This is a genomic window from Salmonella sp. GDC200615, assembly GCF_050574145.1.
Classification (GTDB): Bacteria; Pseudomonadota; Gammaproteobacteria; order Enterobacterales; family Enterobacteriaceae; genus Salmonella; species Salmonella enterica.
Genome location: NZ_CP192247.1, coordinates 4,311,750 through 4,329,936, shown reverse-complemented (window position 1 = coordinate 4,329,936; position 18,187 = coordinate 4,311,750). Strand labels below are relative to the sequence as shown.

The following is an 18,187-nucleotide window of genomic DNA, read 5'->3' as shown; positions in this document are numbered from 1 at the left end:
TCCACCAGCTTCATGCTGGATACCGAATTCCGGGTCGCTTGCCTACAAGGAAAGAAAATGCCAGCGATTATTTCATTAATCTATTTAATGTTTAGTCTTTTAGTATTTACAAAAAAGATAACCATTTCAAACGTTCTGTCCGCTTTTTTATTGTTTCTATCGTTATATATACTTCACCATAAATCATTACTTATATTTATTTATTGTCTTATTATTATTGTCGCCACCGCTATTCTTCATCGAGTCAAAACCAGCGCGGATAAAAAAGCCGTATTTTATTTTTCAATGCCATGCTGGCTCTTGGTTTTATCTGTAATTATAAATATTAATGAATAAATGAATTATTTTTTCATGACTCTTGTTTCTCGTATTATTGGTGAAAAATCATTATCACTGGTTATATGAATAAATTGTCCAGTTTTTGTATTATATTTTGCCATCGCACAGGGAAGACTATTACCACCGTTAGCCATAACAAATTTTGCTTTTGTATTACGATAAAGATTGACGCCAGGAATGGGGTCTTGACCGAATGTATAAGGCGTTGGGACAATTACATTATGTTTGTTTGAGAGCCACTTTGCTAAAATCCCGCCAACGCCATCAACCGGCGTAATAAAAGTAGAGAATCCACAATACTCAAAATTGAAATTTTTTATCATTGGGTTTGTTTTTTTCTGTAACATTGATTCCAAATGTGACTTTAAATTTATCCCATAAATCTAAGTTATTAAAGTCTATTGGCTCGCCATTATAAAATACCTGCTGTTCATACATTAAATGATAAACCTGTTTTATTGATTGTTTACGCGGGACATTTTAAATTATTAAATGAAGGATTTAATTCCATTAAGGTCTTTGTTTGCTCTTATTACAGGAATTATAAATATGATGCCATTTCTGGAATAAAAGTAAAGTTAATAAATTATTTATTTAATTGCTCACTGGTAGGGTATTTATGTATCCTCCGGTTAATGCTTAGTTTAGCATCTTTTAGCTGACAGCGATTGCAACGCTAAAAAACATGTGCTAATAATCATCATGTAAAATATGTAATGAAGTAAGTATGGAGCATTTAATTGTTATGATCCCACCATTAAATAGATATGTTCCCGCGCTTTCAAAAAATGAATTGGTTAAAACTGTTACCAACAGGGACATTCAGTTTATAAGTTTTAATGGAAAAGATTATCCCTTGTGCTTTTTAGATGAGAAAACCCCTCTTCTTTTCCAGTGGTTTGAGCGGAATCCTGCTCGCTTTGGGAAAAATGATATACCTATAATTAACACAGAGAAAAACCCCTACCTTAACAATATCATTAAAGCAGCAACAATTGAAAAAGAACGTCTTATAGGTATTTTTGTAGATGGTGATTTTTTTCCGGGACAAAAGGATGCTTTTTCAAAACTTGAGTATGACTATGAAAACATAAAAGTCATATATAGAAATGATATTGACTTTAGTATGTACGATAAAAAATTATCAGAAATTTATATGGAAAATATTTCTAAGCAAGAGTCCATGCCAGAAGAAAAAAGGGATTGTCATTTACTGCAGCTATTGAAAAAAGAATTGAGTGATATTCAAGAGGGTAATGATTCATTAATTAAATCTTACTTACTGGATAAAGGCCATGGATGGTTTGATTTTTACAGGAATATGGCTATGTTAAAGGCTGGTCAGTTATTTTTGGAGGCGGATAAGGTTGGGTGTTATGATTTATCAACAAATAGTGGGTGTATATATCTTGATGCTGATATGATTATCACGGAAAAACTGGGGGGTATATATATTCCGGATGGAATCGCTGTTCATGTAGAAAGGATAGATGGCCGTGCTTCTATGGAAAACGGGATAATAGCTGTTGATCGCAATAACCACCCGGCTTTACTTGCTGGATTAGAAATAATGCATACTAAATTTGATGCTGATCCCTATTCTGATGGTGTATGTAATGGAATTAGAAAACATTTTAATTATTCTTTAAATGAAGATTATAATTCTTTTTGCGATTTTATTGAGTTTAAGCATGATAACATTATAATGAATACCAGTCAGTTTACGCAAAGTTCATGGGCGAGGCATGTGCAGTAGCGGAAATGGCAATAATCATGCTATTGAATACATAAAATATTGGCATAAACTATCAAGTTTCGGCGAAAAATATTTGTTGCTCAGTTTTCTCTACTACAACGCCACTTTAAAATCGCAGTGCTGTTCAGAACGGAGATATACGGCATTCCTTGTGAAATATGGGGGTAAGAAGAGCTTAAATAATTTAATTGGTTATTAAATAACAATTTTATTTATACAGATATCTGTCAGATTACATCTGGCTTAAATTTTTGTCAGCCCAGATGCGTTTTCCATCAAGTAACGTTACCATCGGCGTCCGGCCGCAACACATTTTTCCCTGATGGGTTCGCCCCTGATTCCCGTTGTTCTGGGGCATCATTTTATGGACAAAAACGATCAGCAGACACGGTTGGAAGAGGGGCCGCCAGCGAAATTACAGTCAGGAACGCTGCCCGAAAACTTCAAGTTCACCGCTATTTCGATAATCCAGTGGCCAGCCCCCGGTCGTCAGTTACTGATGAAGGGGTGAAGGCTGGGCAATAATGAGGAAGGGATACTTTGCCTTGGTCAGCTTCCGTTGCTGACGATGACAAAATAAAAAAACGGGAGGTCGATAACAATCTCCCGTTTTTCACATTACGTACTCGCTCGTGAAATACTAATGCGTTTACATACGGGTTCACCGAATTTGCGAAGCGCGCCCCAGCCAACTGTCCCAGTCTTTCCAGACGGGCTGCAATCCTTGCGCGCTTAACGCGCTTGCTACTGTTTCAGGCCGACGGGCATCGTGGGGAGAAAACTGCTCCAGTTCCGGATGATCGTCAGCGTAGCCGCCGGGCTGCGTTTTCGAGAAGGCGCTGACGTTGTTGATTGCCAGAGGAATCACATGGTCACGGAACCAGGGCGATTCGCGGGTGGAGAGTGAGAGCTCAATTTCTGGCGCCAGTAAACGAAACGCGCAAATGGTTTGCACCAGTTGCTTTTCATCCATCACAGATGCGGGTTCCACACCGCCAGTACACGGACGCAGACGCGGGAAGGAAACAGAATAGCGACTCTGCCAATAGTGTTTCTGCATCCACAACAGATGCTCCGCCACCATATAGCAATCAACCCGCCAGCTGTCGGAAAGCCCGATTAGCGCGCCTAAACCAATTTTGTCGATACCTGCCCGGCCTAACCGATCCGGCGTTTCCAGCCGCCAGAAAAAGTCCTGTTTCTTTCCCTTCAGGTGATGCTGTGCATAGATTGCCTCATGGTAAGTTTCCTGATAAACCATCACGCCATCGATCCCCAGCGTTTTGAGCTCCGCGTAGTTTTCTTGCGACAAGGGCTGGACTTCCATCTGTAATGATGAAAATTGGCGACGAATGGCCGGGAGATGGCGGCGGAAATAGTCCATGCCGACTTTGGCCTGATGTTCGCCGGTGACCAACAGCAGATGTTCAAAACCCAGCTCACGGATAGCTGAGCACTCGCGGGCAATTTTAGCCTCATCCAGCGTCTTACGCTTAATGCGGTTGCTCATCGAGAAGCCGCAGTAGGTGCAGTCGTTGGCACAGAGGTTTGAGAGATAAAGCGGCACGTAGAAACTGACGGTGTTGCCAAAGCGTTGTCGGGTCAGCCTTTGTGCCCGCTGCGCTATCGGTTCCAGATAATCGGCGGCGGCGGGGGAGAGCAACGCCATCAAATCGTCCCGGCTAAGATGCGCGGCGTTCAGCGCGCGCTCCACGTCGGCGGCAGTTTTACCGTTGATGCGCAGGCGAATATCGTCCCACTCCAGTTGCCGCCAGCGGTCGGTGAAGGTTTTCATGCCAGGGCCTCCAGAAAGCCGGTGAGCGGGCTGGTGGCGCTGGCGTAGGTGCTACGATTCCCCGGCACCGCCTGACGCGCCAGTAATCCGGCTTCCACCGCCAGACGGAAAGCGGTTGCCATCATCACCGGATCGTCCGCCACGGCAATCGCCGTGTTGACCAGTACCGCATCAGCGCCCATTTCCAGCGCCTGCGCCGCATGGCTGGGCACGCCGATCCCGGCGTCGACCACCACCGGCACGGTGGCCTGCTGGATAATAATCTCCAGCATGGTTTTGGTTTCCAGCCCCTGATTCGAACCGATAGGCGCGCCAAGCGGCATCACCGCCGCGCAGCCGACCTCTTCCAACCGCTTGCACAACACCGGATCCGCGCCGCAGTAGGGCAGCACCACAAAACCCTGCTTCACCAGCGCCTCGGCGGCTTTTAGCGTTTCGATCGGATCCGGCAATAGCCAGCGGGCGTCCGGGTGGATTTCTAATTTCAACCAGTTTGTGCCCAGCGCTTCACGCGCCAGCTGGGCGGCGAAGATCGCCTCTTCAGCGGTTTTCGCCCCGGAGGTATTGGGCAGCAGCGTGACGCCCGCTTCAATGAGCGGCGCCAGAATCGCATCGTTGTGCTGACGTAAATCCACGCGCTTCATCGCCAGCGTCACCAGTTGGCTGCCGGAAGCGCGAATTGCCTCGACCATCAGTTGCGATGAGGCAAATTTCCCGGTACCGGTGAACAGATGTGAATCAAACGTTTTGTCGGCAATACGTAACATCTCAACCCCCTGCAATAACCTGAAAAAGCAGGATCTGGTCGCCTTCCTGCACGATTTGCTGTTCCCACTGCTCGCGCGGCAGGATCTGCTGATTGAGCGCCAACGCTGCGCCCGGTTTGAGCTGGTTGAGCTGGATAAGCAGCCCGCTGACGGTTTGCCCTGCGGCGCACTGCATCGGCTCATCATTGAATTGAATTTGCATGCTGCCCTCCGCATACCGGACAGCCGCTGGCGCGACGCAGCGCGAGGCTGCGCCACTGGCTGGTTTTGCCGTCAAACAGACGTAGCTGCCCGTTCGGTGTTTCAATACCGCTGAGTAATTTAATCGCCTCCAGCGCCTGCAAGGTACCCATCACGCCCACCACCGGACCGAGCACCCCAGCGGTGCGGCAGTTGCGTTCCGGCTCCACATCATCTGGCCACAGGCAGCGGTAACAGCCTTGTTCCCACGGTGGCGTGAGCACCATCAACTGGCCGCCAAAGCCGACGGCGCTGGCGGTGATGAGTGGGGTATTGAGCGCGACGCAGGCGGCGTTGATTTCCTGGCGCGTGGACATGTTATCGGTACAGTCGAGCACCACGTCGGCTCGCGAGACCGCATGCCGGAGCGCATCGCCTTTTAGTCGCCGCTGGAGCGAGACCAGTTCGATATCCGGGTTGAGCTGCGTCAGGCGCTGCCGGGCAACCTGGGATTTCGAACGCGCGATATCATCGGTGGTAAACAGGATCTGGCGCTGCAAATTGCTCAGATGAATGTCGTCATCGTCTGCCAGCGTCAGTTTGCCAATGCCTGCTCCCGCCAGATACAGCGCGGCGGGTGAACCTAACCCGCCTAAACCTACGATCAGTACATGACTCGCGAGCAGCTTTTGCTGGCCTTCAATGGCGATATCGCCGAGCAGGATTTGCCGGCTGTAGCGCATAAAATCGCGGTCATTCATCGCCAACTCCCGCAATATCCAGTAACTGCGCGGTAGCGGCGCGCCAGTCGGCGGCCTGAGTAATGGCGCTGACCACGGCAATACTGCCGACGCCGGTCGCCAGTACCGCTGTGGCGCGTTCAAGGCTGATGCCGCCGATCGCGACGGTCGGGTAATCCGCCAGTCGTTCAATATGACTGGCCAACTGCGCCAGCCCCTGTGGGGCGGAAGGCATCTGCTTGGTTTGCGTGGGGAAGACGTGGCCGAGCGCGATATAAGAAGGCTTAGCGGCGAGTGCGACGTCAATCTCCATATCATCGTGAGTCGATACGCCCAGGCGTAACCCCGCCGCCTGAATGGCCTTCTGGTCGGTGGTTTCAAGGTCTTCCTGGCCGAGATGCACGCCGTAAGCGCGGTGCTTAATTGCCAGACGCCAGTAGTCGTTGATAAACAGACGGGCGTTATAACGACGCCCCAGCGCGATGGCAGCGATAACATCCGCTTCCACCTCTTCATCGCGTTTATCTTTGATACGCAGCTGGATCGTGCGCACGCCCGCCTCCAGTAGACGCTCAATCCATGCAACGCTGTCCACCACCGGGTAAAGCCCGAGGCGGAACGGCACGGTCGGGAAATCAGGCTGATACATCAGGCTTCCTCCCGTTTGAGATAAATTTCGCCGCCTTTGGCGCGGAAGTTCTCCGACATATCCGCCATGCCGACTTCAATGGCTTGCGCGGCGGCGTAGTCGCGGACCTCCTGGCTGATTTTCATCGAGCAGAATTTCGGCCCGCACATGGAACAGAAGTGGGCGACTTTGCCGGACTCCTGCGGCAGGGTTTCATCGTGATAAGCGCGGGCGGTGAACGGGTCGAGCGCGAGGTTAAACTGATCTTCCCAGCGGAATTCGAAGCGCGCTTTCGACATGGCGTTATCGCGGATCTGCGCGCCCGGATGTCCTTTGGCTAAATCCGCGGCGTGGGCGGCGATTTTGTAGGTGATTAGCCCCTGCTTCACATCTTCTTTGTTCGGCAGGCCGAGATGCTCTTTCGGCGTCACATAACACAGCATCGCGCAGCCAAACCAGCCGATCATCGCGGCACCGATCCCGGAGGTGAAGTGGTCATAGCCCGGCGCGATATCGGTAGTCAATGGCCCTAAGGTGTAGAACGGTGCTTCATGGCAGCTCTCCAGCTCTTCGGTCATGTTGCGCTGAATCATATGCATGGGTACATGACCCGGGCCTTCAATCATCACCTGCACGTCGTATTCCCAGGCGATTTTGGTCAGCTCGCCCAGCGTATGCAGCTCGGAGAACTGCGCTTCGTCGTTGGCGTCCTGAATGGAGCCGGGGCGCAGGCCGTCGCCCAACGACAGGGAAACGTCGTAGGCGGCGCAGATTTCGCAGATCTCGCGGAAATGTTCGAACAGGAAGTTCTCTTTGTGATGGGAGAGACACCACTTCGCCATGATCGAACCGCCGCGCGAGACAATACCGGTCAGGCGTTTGGCGGTCATCGGCACGTAGCGCAGCAGCACGCCGGCGTGGATGGTGAAGTAGTCGACGCCCTGTTCGGCCTGCTCCAGCAGCGTGTCGCGGAACGCTTCCCAGGTAAGATCTTCGGCGATCCCGTTGACCTTTTCCAGCGCCTGGTAGATCGGGACGGTGCCGATCGGTACCGGGCTGTTACGCAGGATCCATTCGCGGGTTTCGTGAATATAGCGACCGGTGGAGAGGTCCATCACCGTGTCCGCGCCCCAGCGGGTTGACCACACCAGCTTCTCGACCTCTTCTTCGATGGAGGAGGTGACCGCCGAGTTACCGATGTTGGCATTCACTTTGACCAGGAAGTTGCGGCCAATAATCATCGGCTCCGATTCCGGGTGGTTGATGTTGGCGGGAATAATCGCGCGGCCCGCGGCGACTTCATCACGCACGAATTCCGGCGTAATGTTTTCCGGCAGGCGCGCGCCAAAGCTCATCCCCGGATGCTGGTGGCGCAGCACTTCACTGCAAATGCGCTCGCGGCCCATGTTTTCACGGATGGCGATGAACTCCATTTCGGGAGTGACGATCCCTTGGCGGGCGTAGTGTAACTGGGTGATGCGCTTGCCCGCTTTAGCGCGTTTTGGCGTCAGCAGGCCGGTAAAACGCAGATCGTCCAGGCCATCGTCGGCCAGACGTTCTCTGGTATAAGCCGAGCTACGGTCGTCTAATTCTTCGCTATCGTTACGTGCGTCAATCCATGGCTGGCGCAGTTTCGCCAGACCCTGCTGGACGTTAATCGCCACCTCAGGATCGCCATAGGGGCCGGAGGTGTCGTACACCGGCACGGCTTCGTTCTCTTCAAACTGCTGGTTGTCTTTACTGCCGCCGATGAGCGTCGGGCTCAGTTGAATTTCACGCATCGGTACGCGAATATCATGCTGCGAACCGGTCACGTAGATGCGTTTCGAGTTGGGAAAGGCAGTCCCTTCCAGCGTATCGATAAAATGCTGGGCTTTAGCGCGCTGCTCGCGGCGGGTTAACGTTGTTGTAGACATAGCTCATTCCAAAAAATTAAGGACGTGGCTTGTCAGACGACGGATGGAGTAATGGATGTGCGCCGCCCGTAAAGGCAGCAGCATAAAGCAGAATTACTCTTGTTCCCTTCGCAGGTATTAACCTGATCAGGTTCCGCGGATCCCGAATTAACGGTCTCAGCCTTTTCCACTTCATCCTTCGCGCTGCCTCTTCGTTGGCTTCGTCCGCTCACTCCATTCACTTACTTATGTAAGCTCCTGGAGATTCACCAACTTGCCGCCTTGACGCATCACGAACGCTTTTGTGGAAAATTAGCACTCCGACAAGATAACCGCCCCTCCGAAGAGGGGGCTGAAGTAAACTACCTGTTACTCGCGCAGAACTCAAGCGGGACGTTTGACTCTGGCGCCGTCGTGCATCGCGTCAAACACCAGCATAATCAGCTTGTCTTCCAGCACAAAGCGGGCTTCCAGCGCTTCGCCGATATCTGACAGAGCTTGTTGAAATTCGAGACAATTATCGTGATCGATGGCAGTTTCCAGGCTGGTGTCGTAATAATCCATAATGCGCTGCGTATTATCTTCCAGCAGCGGCCAGATTTTTGCCGCATGTAAAAGCTGACCGTTTCCTTCCAATTTATGGAGAATACGTTCATAAATACTGAAGTGCCCGGCGGAAAGGTAATCGACCAGGCTCTGACAAAAATCATCCAGCGCTTTTTCATTCAGCCGCATGTACGATTCTTTGCCAGGCTTAATGCCAACCAGATTGTAGTAAGCCACGAGCAGGTGCTTACGTACATCCAGCCAGCGATCGACCAGTTTGTTGCTTCCGCCAACGCGCTCCGTCAGGTTTTCCAGCTGGTTTAGCATGATTGTCTCCGCAAGTTAGATAAAGGCTGCTCGCCATGAATGTAAAAATAATGTTAACAACATGCCAGTGAAGCAAAGGTAGTGCAATAGCTATGGATCGTATAATTGAAAAATTAGAGAGTGGCTGGTGGATCGTCAGCCATGAACAAAAATTATGGTTGCCGTATGGGGAATTACCACACGGGCTGGCGGCAAATTTCGATCTTGTGGGGCAGCGCGCACTCCGGATAGGTGAATGGCAAGGCGAGCCCGTTTGGCTGGTGTTACAGCATCGACGTCATGATATGGGATCGGTTCGCCAGGTTATCGATCAGGATGCAGGGCTGTTTCAACTGGCGGGACGTGGCGTACAGTTGGCGGAGTTTTATCGTTCGCATAAATTTTGCGGCTATTGCGGGCACCCTATGCACCCGAGTAAAACCGAATGGGCGATGCTGTGCAGCCATTGCCGCGAACGCTACTATCCGCAAATTGCCCCCTGCATTATCGTCGCGATCCGCCGTGAGGATTCCATCCTGCTGGCCCAGCATGTTCGCCACCGCAACGGCGTGCATACGGTACTGGCCGGGTTTGTTGAAGTCGGCGAAACCTTAGAACAGGCGGTCGCGCGTGAAGTGATGGAGGAGAGCGGCATTAAGGTGAAAAATCTGCGCTATGTGACTTCCCAGCCGTGGCCTTTCCCGCAGTCGCTGATGACTGCTTTCATGGCGGAGTATGACAGCGGCGAGATTGTCATCGACCCGAAAGAACTGTTGGAAGCAAATTGGTACCGTTATGACGATCTGCCGCTACTGCCGCCGCCGGGCACCGTCGCGCGCCGTTTGATCGAAGATACGGTGGCAATGTGTCGGGCTGAGTATGATTGACATGTTACACTGGGCGCATCAACGCTAAAGGAATGTAAAAATGACCGAACTCAAAAACGATCGTTATCTACGTGCGCTGCTGCGCCAGCCCGTTGATGTTACGCCAGTGTGGATGATGCGCCAGGCGGGCCGTTATCTACCGGAGTACAAAGCCACTCGCGCTCAGGCGGGCGATTTTATGTCGCTGTGCAAAAATGCCGAACTGGCCTGCGAGGTCACTTTACAGCCGCTGCGCCGTTATCCGCTTGATGCGGCGATCCTTTTCTCGGATATCCTGACGATTCCGGACGCGATGGGCCTGGGGCTCTATTTTGAAGCTGGGGAAGGCCCGCGCTTTACGGCCCCTGTCACCTGCAAAGCCGATGTCGATAAGCTGCCCATTCCCGATCCGGAAGATGAACTGGGTTATGTGATGAATGCAGTGCGTACGATTCGCCGCGAACTAAAAGGCGAGGTTCCGCTGATCGGCTTTTCCGGCAGCCCGTGGACGCTGGCGACTTACATGGTGGAAGGCGGCAGTAGCAAAGCCTTCACGGTGATTAAAAAGATGATGTACGCTGACCCGCAGGCGTTGCATCTGCTGCTGGATAAGTTGGCGAAAAGCGTCACGCTGTACCTCAACGCGCAAATCAAAGCGGGCGCGCAGTCGGTGATGATTTTCGACACCTGGGGCGGCGTGCTGACTGGCCGCGATTACCAGCAGTTCTCCCTCTACTACATGCATAAAATCGTCGATGGCCTGCTGCGTGAAAACGACGGTCGCCGCGTGCCGGTAACGCTGTTCACTAAAGGTGGCGGTCAGTGGCTGGAGGCGATGGCGGAAACCGGCTGCGACGCGCTGGGTCTCGACTGGACGACAGATATCGCCGATGCGCGCCGTCGCGTTGGCCATAAAGTGGCGCTGCAGGGCAATATGGACCCCTCGATGCTGTATGCGCCACCGGCACGGATCGAAGACGAAGTAGCGACTATACTTGCTGGTTTCGGTCAGGGAGAAGGGCACGTCTTTAACCTTGGACATGGCATCCATCAGGATGTGCCGCCAGAACATGCTGGCGCATTTGTGGAGGCAGTGCACCGACTTTCTGCGCAGTATCACAACTAAGGAGTTAGTATGGATCTCGCGTCGCTACGCGCTCAACAGATAGAACTTGCTTCATCGGTTTGCCGCGAAGATCGCCTGGACAAAGATCCGCCAGCGTTTATCGGCGGGGCGGACGTCGGTTTTGAGCAGGGGGGCGAGGTGACGCGGGCGGCGATGGTATTGTTGAAATATCCGTCGCTTGAACTGGTAGAGTACAAGGTGGCACGTATTGCCACCACCATGCCGTATATCCCCGGCTTTCTCTCTTTTCGTGAATATCCTGCGCTGCTGGCGGCGTGGGAACAGCTCTCGCAAAAGCCCGATTTGCTGTTTGTGGACGGTCACGGTATTTCGCATCCGCGTCGGCTTGGCGTCGCCAGTCATTTTGGACTGTTGGTGGACGTGCCGACCATCGGCGTGGCGAAAAAACGGCTATGCGGTAAATTTGAACCACTTTCCACCGAACCTGGCGCACTTAGCCCCTTAATGGATAAAGGCGAGCAACTGGCGTGGGTATGGCGCAGCAAGGCGCGCTGTAATCCGCTGTTTATCGCGACAGGGCACCGGGTCAGTACTGACAGCGCGCTGGCGTGGGTACAGCGCTGTATGAAAGGGTATCGCCTGCCGGAGCCGACGCGCTGGGCGGATGCCGTCGCTTCCGGACGTCCGGCGTTTGTTCGTTGGCAAGAAATTCAGCGCTGATTCAGGTAAACTGCCGCTAATTTCCGATTCGAGATTCCATCATGTTACAAAACCCGATTCATTTGCGTCTGGAGCGGCTGGAAAGCTGGCAGCACGTTACCTTTATGGCCTGCTTGTGCGAGCGCATGTACCCGAACTACGCCATGTTTTGCAAGCAGACGGAATTCGGCGACGGACAGATCTACCGTCGCATTCTGGATCTGATCTGGGAAACCCTGACGGTGAAAGATGCAAAGGTCAATTTCGATAGCCAACTGGAGAAGTTTGAAGAGGCAATTCCGGCAGCTGACGACTATGATCTGTACGGCGTTTACCCGGCGATTGATGCCTGCGTCGCATTAAGCGAATTAATGCATTCTCGCCTTAGCGGCGAAACGCTGGAACACGCTATTGAGGTTAGTAAGACTTCCATTACTACGGTAGCGATGTTGGAAATGACTCAGGCTGGTCGGGAAATGACCGATGAGGAGCTCAAAACGAACCCTGCCGTTGAACAGGAATGGGATATTCAGTGGGAAATATTCCGACTTTTAGCCGACTGCGAAGAACGTGATATTGAACTGATAAAAGGGCTCAGGGCAGACCTGCGCGAGGCTGGCGAGAGCAATATCGGTATAAATTTTCAGCAATGACACCAGAAAACGTGATTTAACGTCTGATTTGTCGTGCCATAAGGCTTCCCTTATGCCCCCCGTCTGGTCTACATTTGGGAGGCGAAAAAAAGTGGCTATCGGTGCGTGTATGCAGGAGAGTGCTTTTCTGGCATTTCCGTCGCACTCGATGCTTAGCAAGCGATAAACACATTGTAAGGATAACTTATGAACAAGACTCAACTGATTGATGTAATTGCAGACAAAGCAGAACTGTCCAAAACCCAGGCTAAAGCTGCTCTGGAATCCACTCTGGCTGCTATTACTGAGTCTCTGAAAGAAGGCGATGCTGTACAACTGGTTGGTTTCGGTACCTTCAAAGTGAACCACCGTGCTGAGCGCACTGGCCGTAACCCACAGACCGGTAAAGAAATCAAAATCGCCGCCGCTAACGTACCGGCGTTTGTTTCTGGTAAAGCTCTGAAAGACGCAGTTAAGTAAGACGCGTAGCTGTGAACAGTTTTATCGAAGGGGCTCGTCAGCCCCTTTTGTCTGTCTGGCGTCGCGCGTTTCTGTTTTCTGGCGCGCTGTTGCTGACTGCCTGCAGTCATAACGCTTCACCGCCTCCGTTTACTGCCAGCGGCTTTGCCGGCGATCACGGCGCGGTGCGTATCTGGCGTAAAGATACGAACGATGAAGTCCATCTGCTTTCTGTTTTTAGCCCGTGGCATAGCGGCAGCACGACGACCAGCGAATATCGTTGGCAGGGTGATACGCTTTCGCTTATTGAACTCAATATTTACAGCAAACCGCCAGAACATATTCGCGCGCGTTTCGACGCTCATGGCGAACTCAGTTTTATGCAGCGTGAAGTCGGGGGGCAGAAGCAGCAGCTTTCCAACGATCAGATTGCCTTGTATCGCTATCGCGCCGAACAAATCCGTCAGACCAGCGACGCCTTGCGCCTGGGGCGGGTCATACTACGCCAGGGACGCTGGCACGCCGACCATACGGTAACCACCTGTGAAGGTGAAACGCTGAAACCGGATCTGGATTCCTGGGCAATAAGCCACATTGAGCGCCGCCAGAACCACTCATCGGTAGAGGTGAGCGTAGCATGGCTGGAGGCGCCGGAAGGATCGCAACTTTTGCTGGTGGCGAATTCAGATTTCTGTCACTGGCAGCCGCAAGCGAAAACCTTTTGATGGAATACCGAATGGCGAAGCCGCCATTCGGCATACATGCTTTACCAGTTTCCCATACCCATATGACCGCCGCCGCGATGATAACCGCCGCCATAGCCGCCGCCACTGCCATAGCCCATTCCTGCGCCGCGTGGTATGCCAGCCTGCGCCATCGCGACATCCCGTTTCACGCGTTGCTCATCTAACTTCTGGCCTAATGACTCCATCTCTTTGGCAACCGCGTTAATTTTCGCAGTATCCGGCGAACTGGCGGTCAGTAGCGCGTTGTATTCATAACGTTTGGATATCAGTTGCTGGCGCAGCGCGCTGGTCTGCGTATAGTAATCATCATAAATCTTCTGCGCCGTCGCCTGCTGTTCCGTAGTTAACGGGCTACCTCCCTGTTGCCACATACCGTCATTGTTGCCCCAGTGATGCCCGGCGAAGGCGGCGCCGGAGCTCAGGGCCAAAAGAGAGAGGGCGATTAGCGCGATAGCTGATTTATTGTTCCGTTTCATTTTGCGTTCTCCTGTTGCTCATCTTATCCTCTCTTGCATCTTCCGTGCCAGGTAACTATTCCTTGTCGGGCAGCGAGTTAACCCGCTTCAGGCGGCAAAAAGCGAGTAAAAATGACTCGCATGACCCGCCTGGCGAGTCATTTTTACCCATCCGTATCCGAAAGGGTGTGCGGCAACGCGCGGTTATGCGGAGCGAAGAATGGCATGATCTCTGCTTAAGTAAGGAAAATAAAAACGAGCCGGGGAAGCCTGTGAGTTTTATACGATTACATAAAGATGCCGCTGCAACGTGGTTGAGTCGGCTGTTACCTGCGGCGATCTTCATTCTGGTGGGGCTATTTTCCATTATGGTCATTCGCGACTATGGCCGTGAGAGCGCTGCCGCCAGGCAGACGCTGCTGGAAAAGGGAAATGTACTCATTCGCGCTCTGGAGTCCGGCACGCGAGTAGGTATGGGAATGCGGATGCATCACGCGCAGCAGCAGACATTGCTGGAAGAGATGGCGGGTCAGCCAGGCGTGTTGTGGTTCGCCGTAACGGATGCGCAGGGGGTAATCATCACTCATAGCAACCCTGGCATGGTGGGCAAATCGCTCTATTCCGCATCTGAAATGCATCAACTAAACCCCGGGCCGCAGGAGCGTTGGCGGCGTGTCGACGTTGCTGCTAACGGCGAGACGGTGCCTGCGCTGGAAATTTACCGTCAGTTCCAGCCGCTTTTCGGTATGAGAGGTCACGGTATGAGGGGGCACGGCATGGCGCGTAGCGCCAATGACGACGAACCAGCGAAACAAACTATTTTTATTGCCTTTGACGCCAGCGAGCTGGCCGCGACACAGGCAAGGGAGTGGCGTAATACGCTGATTGTTTTGTCTGCGTTAGCGACGGTGCTGTTGGCAACGTTACTGGCGTTTTTTTGGCATCAGCGTTATCAGCGCTCGCACAGAGAACTGCTTGATGCAATGAAGCGTAAAGAAAAGCTGGTGGCGATGGGGCATCTGGCGGCGGGCGTCGCGCACGAAATTCGTAACCCGCTCTCGTCCATCAAAGGGCTGGCGAAATACTTTGCCGAGCGCACGCCTGCAGGCGGCGAGTCGCATGAACTGGCGCAGGTGATGGCCAAAGAGGCCGACCGTTTGAACCGGGTGGTAAGCGAATTGCTCGAACTGGTAAAGCCCGCGCATCTGACGCTCCAGGCGGTTAACCTCAATGATATTATTACTCACTCCCTGAATCTGGTCAGTCAGGATGCCCAAAGCAGAGAGATTCAGTTGAGATTCACGGAGAATGAGACGCTTAAGCGTATTCAGGCTGACCCGGACAGGCTGACTCAGGTGCTATTGAATTTGTACCTGAACGCTATTCATGCGATTGGCCGCCAGGGAACGATTACCGTAGAGGCAAAAGAAAGTGGGACCGACCGCGTTATCATCACTGTTACCGATAGCGGGAAAGGGATCGCCCCGGATCAGCTGGAGGCGATTTTTACACCTTATTTTACGACCAAAGCTGACGGGACAGGCCTGGGGCTGGCGGTGGTGCAAAATATCATCGAACAGCATGGCGGCGCGATTAAGGTGAAAAGTATTGAGGGTAAAGGCGCGGTCTTTACTATCTGGTTGCCAGTGATAGCGAGACAACAGGATTAACAAGGGTGATACGCGGAAAAATCGATATTCTGGTTGTGGATGATGATGTAAGCCACTGCACGATTTTACAGGCGCTGCTTCGGGGCTGGGGCTATAACGTCGCTCTGGCCTACAGTGGGCATGATGCGTTGGCTCAGGTGCGTGAGAAAGTCTTTGATCTGGTACTGTGCGATGTGCGTATGGCGGAGATGGACGGTATCGCTACGCTGAAGGAGATTAAAGCGCTCAACCCCGCCATTCCGATTTTGATTATGACGGCATTCTCCAGCGTGGAAACGGCGGTAGAGGCGTTGAAAGCCGGCGCGCTCGACTATTTAATTAAACCGCTGGATTTTGACCGTCTGCAGGAGACGCTGGAAAAGGCGTTGGCGCATACGCGGGAAACGGGCGCTGAATTGCCATCGGCGTCGGCTGCGCAGTTTGGCATGATTGGCAGCAGCCCGGCGATGCAACATTTACTGAATGAAATCGCGATGGTCGCACCATCAGACGCCACGGTATTGATTCACGGAGACTCCGGCACGGGTAAAGAGCTGGTGGCGCGGGCGCTACACGCCTGTAGCGCCCGGAGCGATAAACCGCTGGTCACGCTCAACTGCGCGGCGCTTAATGAATCGCTGCTGGAGTCCGAGCTGTTTGGTCACGAAAAAGGTGCGTTTACCGGTGCGGATAAACGTCGGGAGGGACGCTTTGTCGAAGCTGACGGCGGGACATTGTTTCTTGATGAAATCGGCGATATCTCGCCGTTAATGCAGGTACGTTTGCTGCGGGCGATTCAGGAGCGCGAAGTGCAACGCGTGGGAAGTAACCAGACGATATCTGTGGATGTTCGGTTAATTGCCGCTACCCACCGCGATCTGGCGGAAGAGGTGAGTGCTGGTCGTTTTCGCCAGGATCTCTATTACCGCCTGAATGTGGTGGCGATTGAAATGCCTTCTTTGCGCCAGCGTCGGGAAGATATTCCGCTACTGGCAGACCATTTTCTGCGGCGTTTTGCCGAACGTAACCGAAAAGCGGTAAAGGGGTTTACGCCGCAGGCGATGGATCTGCTGATCCACTACGACTGGCCGGGCAATATCCGTGAGCTGGAAAACGCTATCGAGCGGGCGGTGGTGTTGCTGACGGGAGAATACATTTCTGAACGCGAATTGCCTCTCGCTATTGCCGCGACGCCGATAAAAACGGAATACAGTGGTGAGATCCAACCGCTGGTGGACGTCGAAAAAGAGGTGATTCTGGCGGCGCTGGAAAAAACGGGCGGCAACAAAACCGAAGCCGCCCGTCAATTGGGCATTACGCGCAAAACGCTGCTGGCTAAACTCAGCCGTTAGTTCTGTTCACGCTCGATGGCGCGCCAGCCGATGTCGTTACGGCTGAGGCTGCCGTCCCAGCGGATGTCGGTCATCAAGGCGTAAGCGCGTTTCTGCGCCTCAGCCACGGTGTGGCCCAGCGCGGTGGCGCACAGTACGCGACCGCCGCTGGTCAGCACACGGTCGTCATCGGCGAGTTTGGTGCCCGCGTGGAAAACCTTACCGTCAGCCACTTCTTCCAGCGGCAGGCCGTGGATCTCATCGCCAGTGTTGTAGTTGCCCGGATAACCGCCCGCGGCGATCACCACGCCTAATGAAGCGCGCTCGTCCCACTCGGAGGTTTTCTCATCCAGCTTGCCGTCGCAGGCGGCCAGGCAAAGATCCACCAGATCCGACTTCATGCGCAGCATGATCGGCTGGGTTTCCGGATCGCCGAAGCGGCAGTTGAACTCGATAACTTTCGGGTTGCCCTGCTTGTCGATCATCAGACCCGCATACAGGAACCCGGTATAGGTATTCCCTTCCGCCGCCATGCCTTTCACGGTTGGCCAGATGATGCGTTCCATGGTGCGCTGGTGCACTTCATCAGTGACCACGGGAGCAGGAGAGTAAGCCCCCATGCCGCCGGTGTTCGGGCCGGTATCGCCGTTGCCCACGCGTTTGTGATCCTGGCTGGTGGCCATCGGCAGCACGTGCTCGCCGTCGACCATCACGATAAAGCTCGCTTCTTCGCCGTCGAGGAACTCTTCAATCACGATGCGGTGGCCCGCATCGCCAAAGGCGTTGCCTGCCAGCATGTCATGGACGGCGGCTTCGGCTTCTTCGAGCGTCATCGCCACGATAACGCCTTTGCCCGCAGCCAGACCATCGGCTTTGATGACGATCGGCGCGCCTTTCTCACGCAGATAAGCCAGGGCTGGCTCAATCTCGGTGAAATTCTGGTATTCCGCCGTCGGAATCTGGTGACGAGCGAGGAAATCTTTGGTGAACGCTTTGGAGCCTTCCAGTTGGGCGGCCCCTTCGGTTGGGCCAAAGATCTTCAGACCCGCCGCGCGGAACGCATCGACCACGCCAATCACCAGCGGCGCTTCCGGGCCAACGATGGTCAGGTCAATCTTCTCGTGCTGGGCAAAGCTCAGCAGCGCCGGAATATCGGTGACGCCGATAGCCACGTTCTGCAACGCGGGCTCCAGCGCGGTACCGGCGTTACCCGGTGCGACAAAAACAGTATCAACCAGCGGCGACTGTGCGGCTTTCCAGGCCAGCGCGTGTTCGCGTCCGCCGTTACCAATCACTAATACTTTCATGTTT

The 18,187-nt window shown here is 53.1% G+C and carries 21 protein-coding genes and 1 pseudogene; 11 read left to right on the top strand and 11 right to left on the bottom strand.

From position 1 onward, the window contains the following. The first annotated feature begins 12 nt into the window (after positions 1-12). A complete protein-coding gene (locus ACQ29O_RS21000) occupies positions 13-336 on the top strand; it encodes a membrane protein (protein ID WP_001576436.1) in 324 nt (107 codons plus the stop codon). A 5-nt stretch (positions 337-341) separates the two neighbouring features. Here ACQ29O_RS21000 and ACQ29O_RS20995 read toward each other — a convergent pair whose 3' ends face one another. Then, the gene (locus ACQ29O_RS20995) at positions 342-686 is read right to left on the bottom strand and encodes a hypothetical protein (protein ID WP_012543419.1); all 345 of its coding nucleotides are present in this window, start codon (positions 684-686) and stop codon (positions 342-344) included. A gap of 380 nt (positions 687-1,066) precedes the next feature. Here ACQ29O_RS20995 and ACQ29O_RS20990 point away from each other — a divergent pair, with 380 nt between their 5' ends. Continuing rightward, positions 1,067-2,095 (top strand): type III secretion system effector arginine glycosyltransferase SseK1, encoded by a 1,029-nt coding sequence (locus tag ACQ29O_RS20990; protein WP_000400596.1) that lies wholly within the window; start codon positions 1,067-1,069, stop codon positions 2,093-2,095. Positions 2,096-2,327: 232 nt separating this feature from the next. On the opposite strand, the pseudogene ACQ29O_RS20985 reads toward ACQ29O_RS20990, so the two are convergent. Further along, a pseudogene (locus ACQ29O_RS20985) lies at positions 2,328-2,435 on the bottom strand (IS481 family transposase); the annotation flags it as partial. Here ACQ29O_RS20985 and ACQ29O_RS20980 point away from each other — a divergent pair. Next, entirely contained in the window at positions 2,418-2,606 is a 189-nt protein-coding gene (locus ACQ29O_RS20980; RefSeq protein ID WP_001526923.1) for a hypothetical protein, read from the top strand. The pseudogene ACQ29O_RS20985 and the gene ACQ29O_RS20980 sit on opposite strands and share 18 nt — an antisense overlap. Positions 2,607-2,756: 150 nt before the next feature. On the opposite strand, the gene thiH is transcribed toward ACQ29O_RS20980, so the two are convergent. The 7 genes from thiH to rsd all read right to left on the bottom strand — a co-directional run bounded on the left by thiH (position 2,757) and on the right by rsd (position 8,973). Continuing rightward, on the bottom strand, positions 2,757-3,890 hold the full coding sequence (gene thiH / locus ACQ29O_RS20975) for a 2-iminoacetate synthase ThiH (RefSeq protein ID WP_000847564.1): 1,134 nt from the start codon (positions 3,888-3,890) through the stop codon (positions 2,757-2,759). Further along, positions 3,887-4,657, bottom strand: a complete 771-nt coding sequence (gene thiG / locus ACQ29O_RS20970; RefSeq protein WP_000944083.1) for a thiazole synthase — start codon at positions 4,655-4,657, stop codon at positions 3,887-3,889. The genes thiH and thiG overlap by 4 nt, the downstream gene beginning before the upstream one ends. A gap of 1 nt (position 4,658) precedes the next feature. Continuing rightward, positions 4,659-4,859 (bottom strand): sulfur carrier protein ThiS, encoded by a 201-nt coding sequence (gene thiS, locus ACQ29O_RS20965; protein WP_001166833.1) that lies wholly within the window; start codon positions 4,857-4,859, stop codon positions 4,659-4,661. Next, positions 4,840-5,598 carry a HesA/MoeB/ThiF family protein gene (locus tag ACQ29O_RS20960; RefSeq protein WP_000999761.1) on the bottom strand — a complete coding sequence of 253 codons (759 nt, stop codon included), beginning with the start codon at positions 5,596-5,598 and terminating at the stop codon, positions 4,840-4,842. Before ACQ29O_RS20960 ends, thiS begins: the two co-directional genes overlap by 20 nt. Then, positions 5,591-6,226 (bottom strand): thiamine phosphate synthase, encoded by a 636-nt coding sequence (gene thiE / locus ACQ29O_RS20955; RefSeq protein ID WP_254486136.1) that lies wholly within the window; start codon positions 6,224-6,226, stop codon positions 5,591-5,593. The genes ACQ29O_RS20960 and thiE overlap by 8 nt, the downstream gene beginning before the upstream one ends. Next, positions 6,226-8,121: a phosphomethylpyrimidine synthase ThiC gene (thiC, locus tag ACQ29O_RS20950; RefSeq protein ID WP_000108429.1), complete on the bottom strand. Its 1,896-nt coding sequence runs from the start codon at positions 8,119-8,121 to the stop codon at positions 6,226-6,228. Before thiC ends, thiE begins: the two co-directional genes overlap by 1 nt. A 363-nt stretch (positions 8,122-8,484) precedes the next feature. Then, positions 8,485-8,973, bottom strand: coding sequence for a sigma D regulator (gene rsd / locus ACQ29O_RS20945; protein WP_000934315.1), 489 nt, complete (start codon positions 8,971-8,973; stop codon positions 8,485-8,487). A gap of 92 nt (positions 8,974-9,065) precedes the next feature. Between rsd and nudC the strand changes: the two genes are divergently transcribed. The 6 genes from nudC to ACQ29O_RS20915 all read left to right on the top strand — a co-directional run bounded on the left by nudC (position 9,066) and on the right by ACQ29O_RS20915 (position 13,420). Further along, positions 9,066-9,839 (top strand): NAD(+) diphosphatase, encoded by a 774-nt coding sequence (gene nudC, locus ACQ29O_RS20940; RefSeq protein WP_000373958.1) that lies wholly within the window; start codon positions 9,066-9,068, stop codon positions 9,837-9,839. A gap of 40 nt (positions 9,840-9,879) precedes the next feature. Continuing rightward, positions 9,880-10,944 carry a uroporphyrinogen decarboxylase gene (gene hemE, locus ACQ29O_RS20935; protein ID WP_000137619.1) on the top strand — a complete coding sequence of 355 codons (1,065 nt, stop codon included), beginning with the start codon at positions 9,880-9,882 and terminating at the stop codon, positions 10,942-10,944. Between the two features lie 9 nt (positions 10,945-10,953). Continuing rightward, positions 10,954-11,625 carry a deoxyribonuclease V gene (nfi, locus tag ACQ29O_RS20930; protein WP_000362363.1) on the top strand — a complete coding sequence of 224 codons (672 nt, stop codon included), beginning with the start codon at positions 10,954-10,956 and terminating at the stop codon, positions 11,623-11,625. 41 nt (positions 11,626-11,666) lie between these two features. Continuing rightward, positions 11,667-12,257 carry a YjaG family protein gene (locus ACQ29O_RS20925; RefSeq protein ID WP_000940092.1) on the top strand — a complete coding sequence of 197 codons (591 nt, stop codon included), beginning with the start codon at positions 11,667-11,669 and terminating at the stop codon, positions 12,255-12,257. A 186-nt stretch (positions 12,258-12,443) separates the two neighbouring features. After that, positions 12,444-12,716: a nucleoid-associated protein HU-alpha gene (gene hupA / locus ACQ29O_RS20920; protein ID WP_001044509.1), complete on the top strand. Its 273-nt coding sequence runs from the start codon at positions 12,444-12,446 to the stop codon at positions 12,714-12,716. Positions 12,717-12,727: 11 nt separating this feature from the next. Beyond that, positions 12,728-13,420, top strand: coding sequence for a DUF1481 domain-containing protein (locus ACQ29O_RS20915; RefSeq protein ID WP_001083931.1), 693 nt, complete (start codon positions 12,728-12,730; stop codon positions 13,418-13,420). A gap of 41 nt (positions 13,421-13,461) precedes the next feature. On the opposite strand, the gene zraP is transcribed toward ACQ29O_RS20915, so the two are convergent. Next, positions 13,462-13,917 carry a zinc resistance sensor/chaperone ZraP gene (zraP, locus tag ACQ29O_RS20910; protein WP_000828132.1) on the bottom strand — a complete coding sequence of 152 codons (456 nt, stop codon included), beginning with the start codon at positions 13,915-13,917 and terminating at the stop codon, positions 13,462-13,464. A 251-nt stretch (positions 13,918-14,168) separates the two neighbouring features. Here zraP and zraS point away from each other — a divergent pair, with 251 nt between their 5' ends. Both zraS and zraR read left to right on the top strand, forming a co-directional pair. After that, complete coding sequence (zraS, locus tag ACQ29O_RS20905) at positions 14,169-15,566, top strand: two-component system sensor histidine kinase ZraS (RefSeq protein WP_014341207.1); 1,398 nt, start codon at positions 14,169-14,171, stop codon at positions 15,564-15,566. 5 nt (positions 15,567-15,571) lie between these two features. Then, positions 15,572-16,897, top strand: a complete 1,326-nt coding sequence (gene zraR / locus ACQ29O_RS20900) for a sigma-54-dependent response regulator transcription factor ZraR (RefSeq protein WP_000617928.1) — start codon at positions 15,572-15,574, stop codon at positions 16,895-16,897. Here the strand turns inward: zraR and purD are convergent. Next, entirely contained in the window at positions 16,894-18,183 is a 1,290-nt protein-coding gene (gene purD / locus ACQ29O_RS20895; protein ID WP_000866766.1) for a phosphoribosylamine--glycine ligase, read from the bottom strand. The two genes, zraR and purD, sit on opposite strands and share 4 nt — an antisense overlap. Between the last annotated feature and the right edge of the window lie 4 nt (positions 18,184-18,187).

Excerpts from the sequence above, each read along its gene's own strand:
- thiE (WP_254486136.1), bottom strand. The coding sequence starts at position 6,226 with ATGTATCAGCCTGATTTCCCGACCGTGCCGTTCCGCCTCGGGCTTTAC.
- hemE (WP_000137619.1), top strand. The coding sequence starts at position 9,880 with ATGACCGAACTCAAAAACGATCGTTATCTACGTGCGCTGCTGCGCCAG.
- thiS (WP_001166833.1), bottom strand. The coding sequence starts at position 4,859 with ATGCAAATTCAATTCAATGATGAGCCGATGCAGTGCGCCGCAGGGCAA.
- ACQ29O_RS20960 (WP_000999761.1), bottom strand. The coding sequence starts at position 5,598 with ATGAATGACCGCGATTTTATGCGCTACAGCCGGCAAATCCTGCTCGGC.
- ACQ29O_RS20990 (WP_000400596.1), top strand. The coding sequence starts at position 1,067 with ATGGAGCATTTAATTGTTATGATCCCACCATTAAATAGATATGTTCCC.
- ACQ29O_RS20980 (WP_001526923.1), top strand. The coding sequence starts at position 2,418 with ATGGGTTCGCCCCTGATTCCCGTTGTTCTGGGGCATCATTTTATGGAC.
- thiG (WP_000944083.1), bottom strand. The coding sequence starts at position 4,657 with ATGTTACGTATTGCCGACAAAACGTTTGATTCACATCTGTTCACCGGT.
- ACQ29O_RS20925 (WP_000940092.1), top strand. The coding sequence starts at position 11,667 with ATGTTACAAAACCCGATTCATTTGCGTCTGGAGCGGCTGGAAAGCTGG.
- thiC (WP_000108429.1), bottom strand. The coding sequence starts at position 8,121 with ATGTCTACAACAACGTTAACCCGCCGCGAGCAGCGCGCTAAAGCCCAG.
- zraP (WP_000828132.1), bottom strand. The coding sequence starts at position 13,917 with ATGAAACGGAACAATAAATCAGCTATCGCGCTAATCGCCCTCTCTCTT.
- ACQ29O_RS21000 (WP_001576436.1), top strand. The coding sequence starts at position 13 with ATGCTGGATACCGAATTCCGGGTCGCTTGCCTACAAGGAAAGAAAATG.
- nudC (WP_000373958.1), top strand. The coding sequence starts at position 9,066 with ATGGATCGTATAATTGAAAAATTAGAGAGTGGCTGGTGGATCGTCAGC.
- ACQ29O_RS20995 (WP_012543419.1), bottom strand. The coding sequence starts at position 686 with ATGTTACAGAAAAAAACAAACCCAATGATAAAAAATTTCAATTTTGAG.
- hupA (WP_001044509.1), top strand. The coding sequence starts at position 12,444 with ATGAACAAGACTCAACTGATTGATGTAATTGCAGACAAAGCAGAACTG.
- purD (WP_000866766.1), bottom strand. The coding sequence starts at position 18,183 with ATGAAAGTATTAGTGATTGGTAACGGCGGACGCGAACACGCGCTGGCC.
- nfi (WP_000362363.1), top strand. The coding sequence starts at position 10,954 with ATGGATCTCGCGTCGCTACGCGCTCAACAGATAGAACTTGCTTCATCG.
- rsd (WP_000934315.1), bottom strand. The coding sequence starts at position 8,973 with ATGCTAAACCAGCTGGAAAACCTGACGGAGCGCGTTGGCGGAAGCAAC.
- thiH (WP_000847564.1), bottom strand. The coding sequence starts at position 3,890 with ATGAAAACCTTCACCGACCGCTGGCGGCAACTGGAGTGGGACGATATT.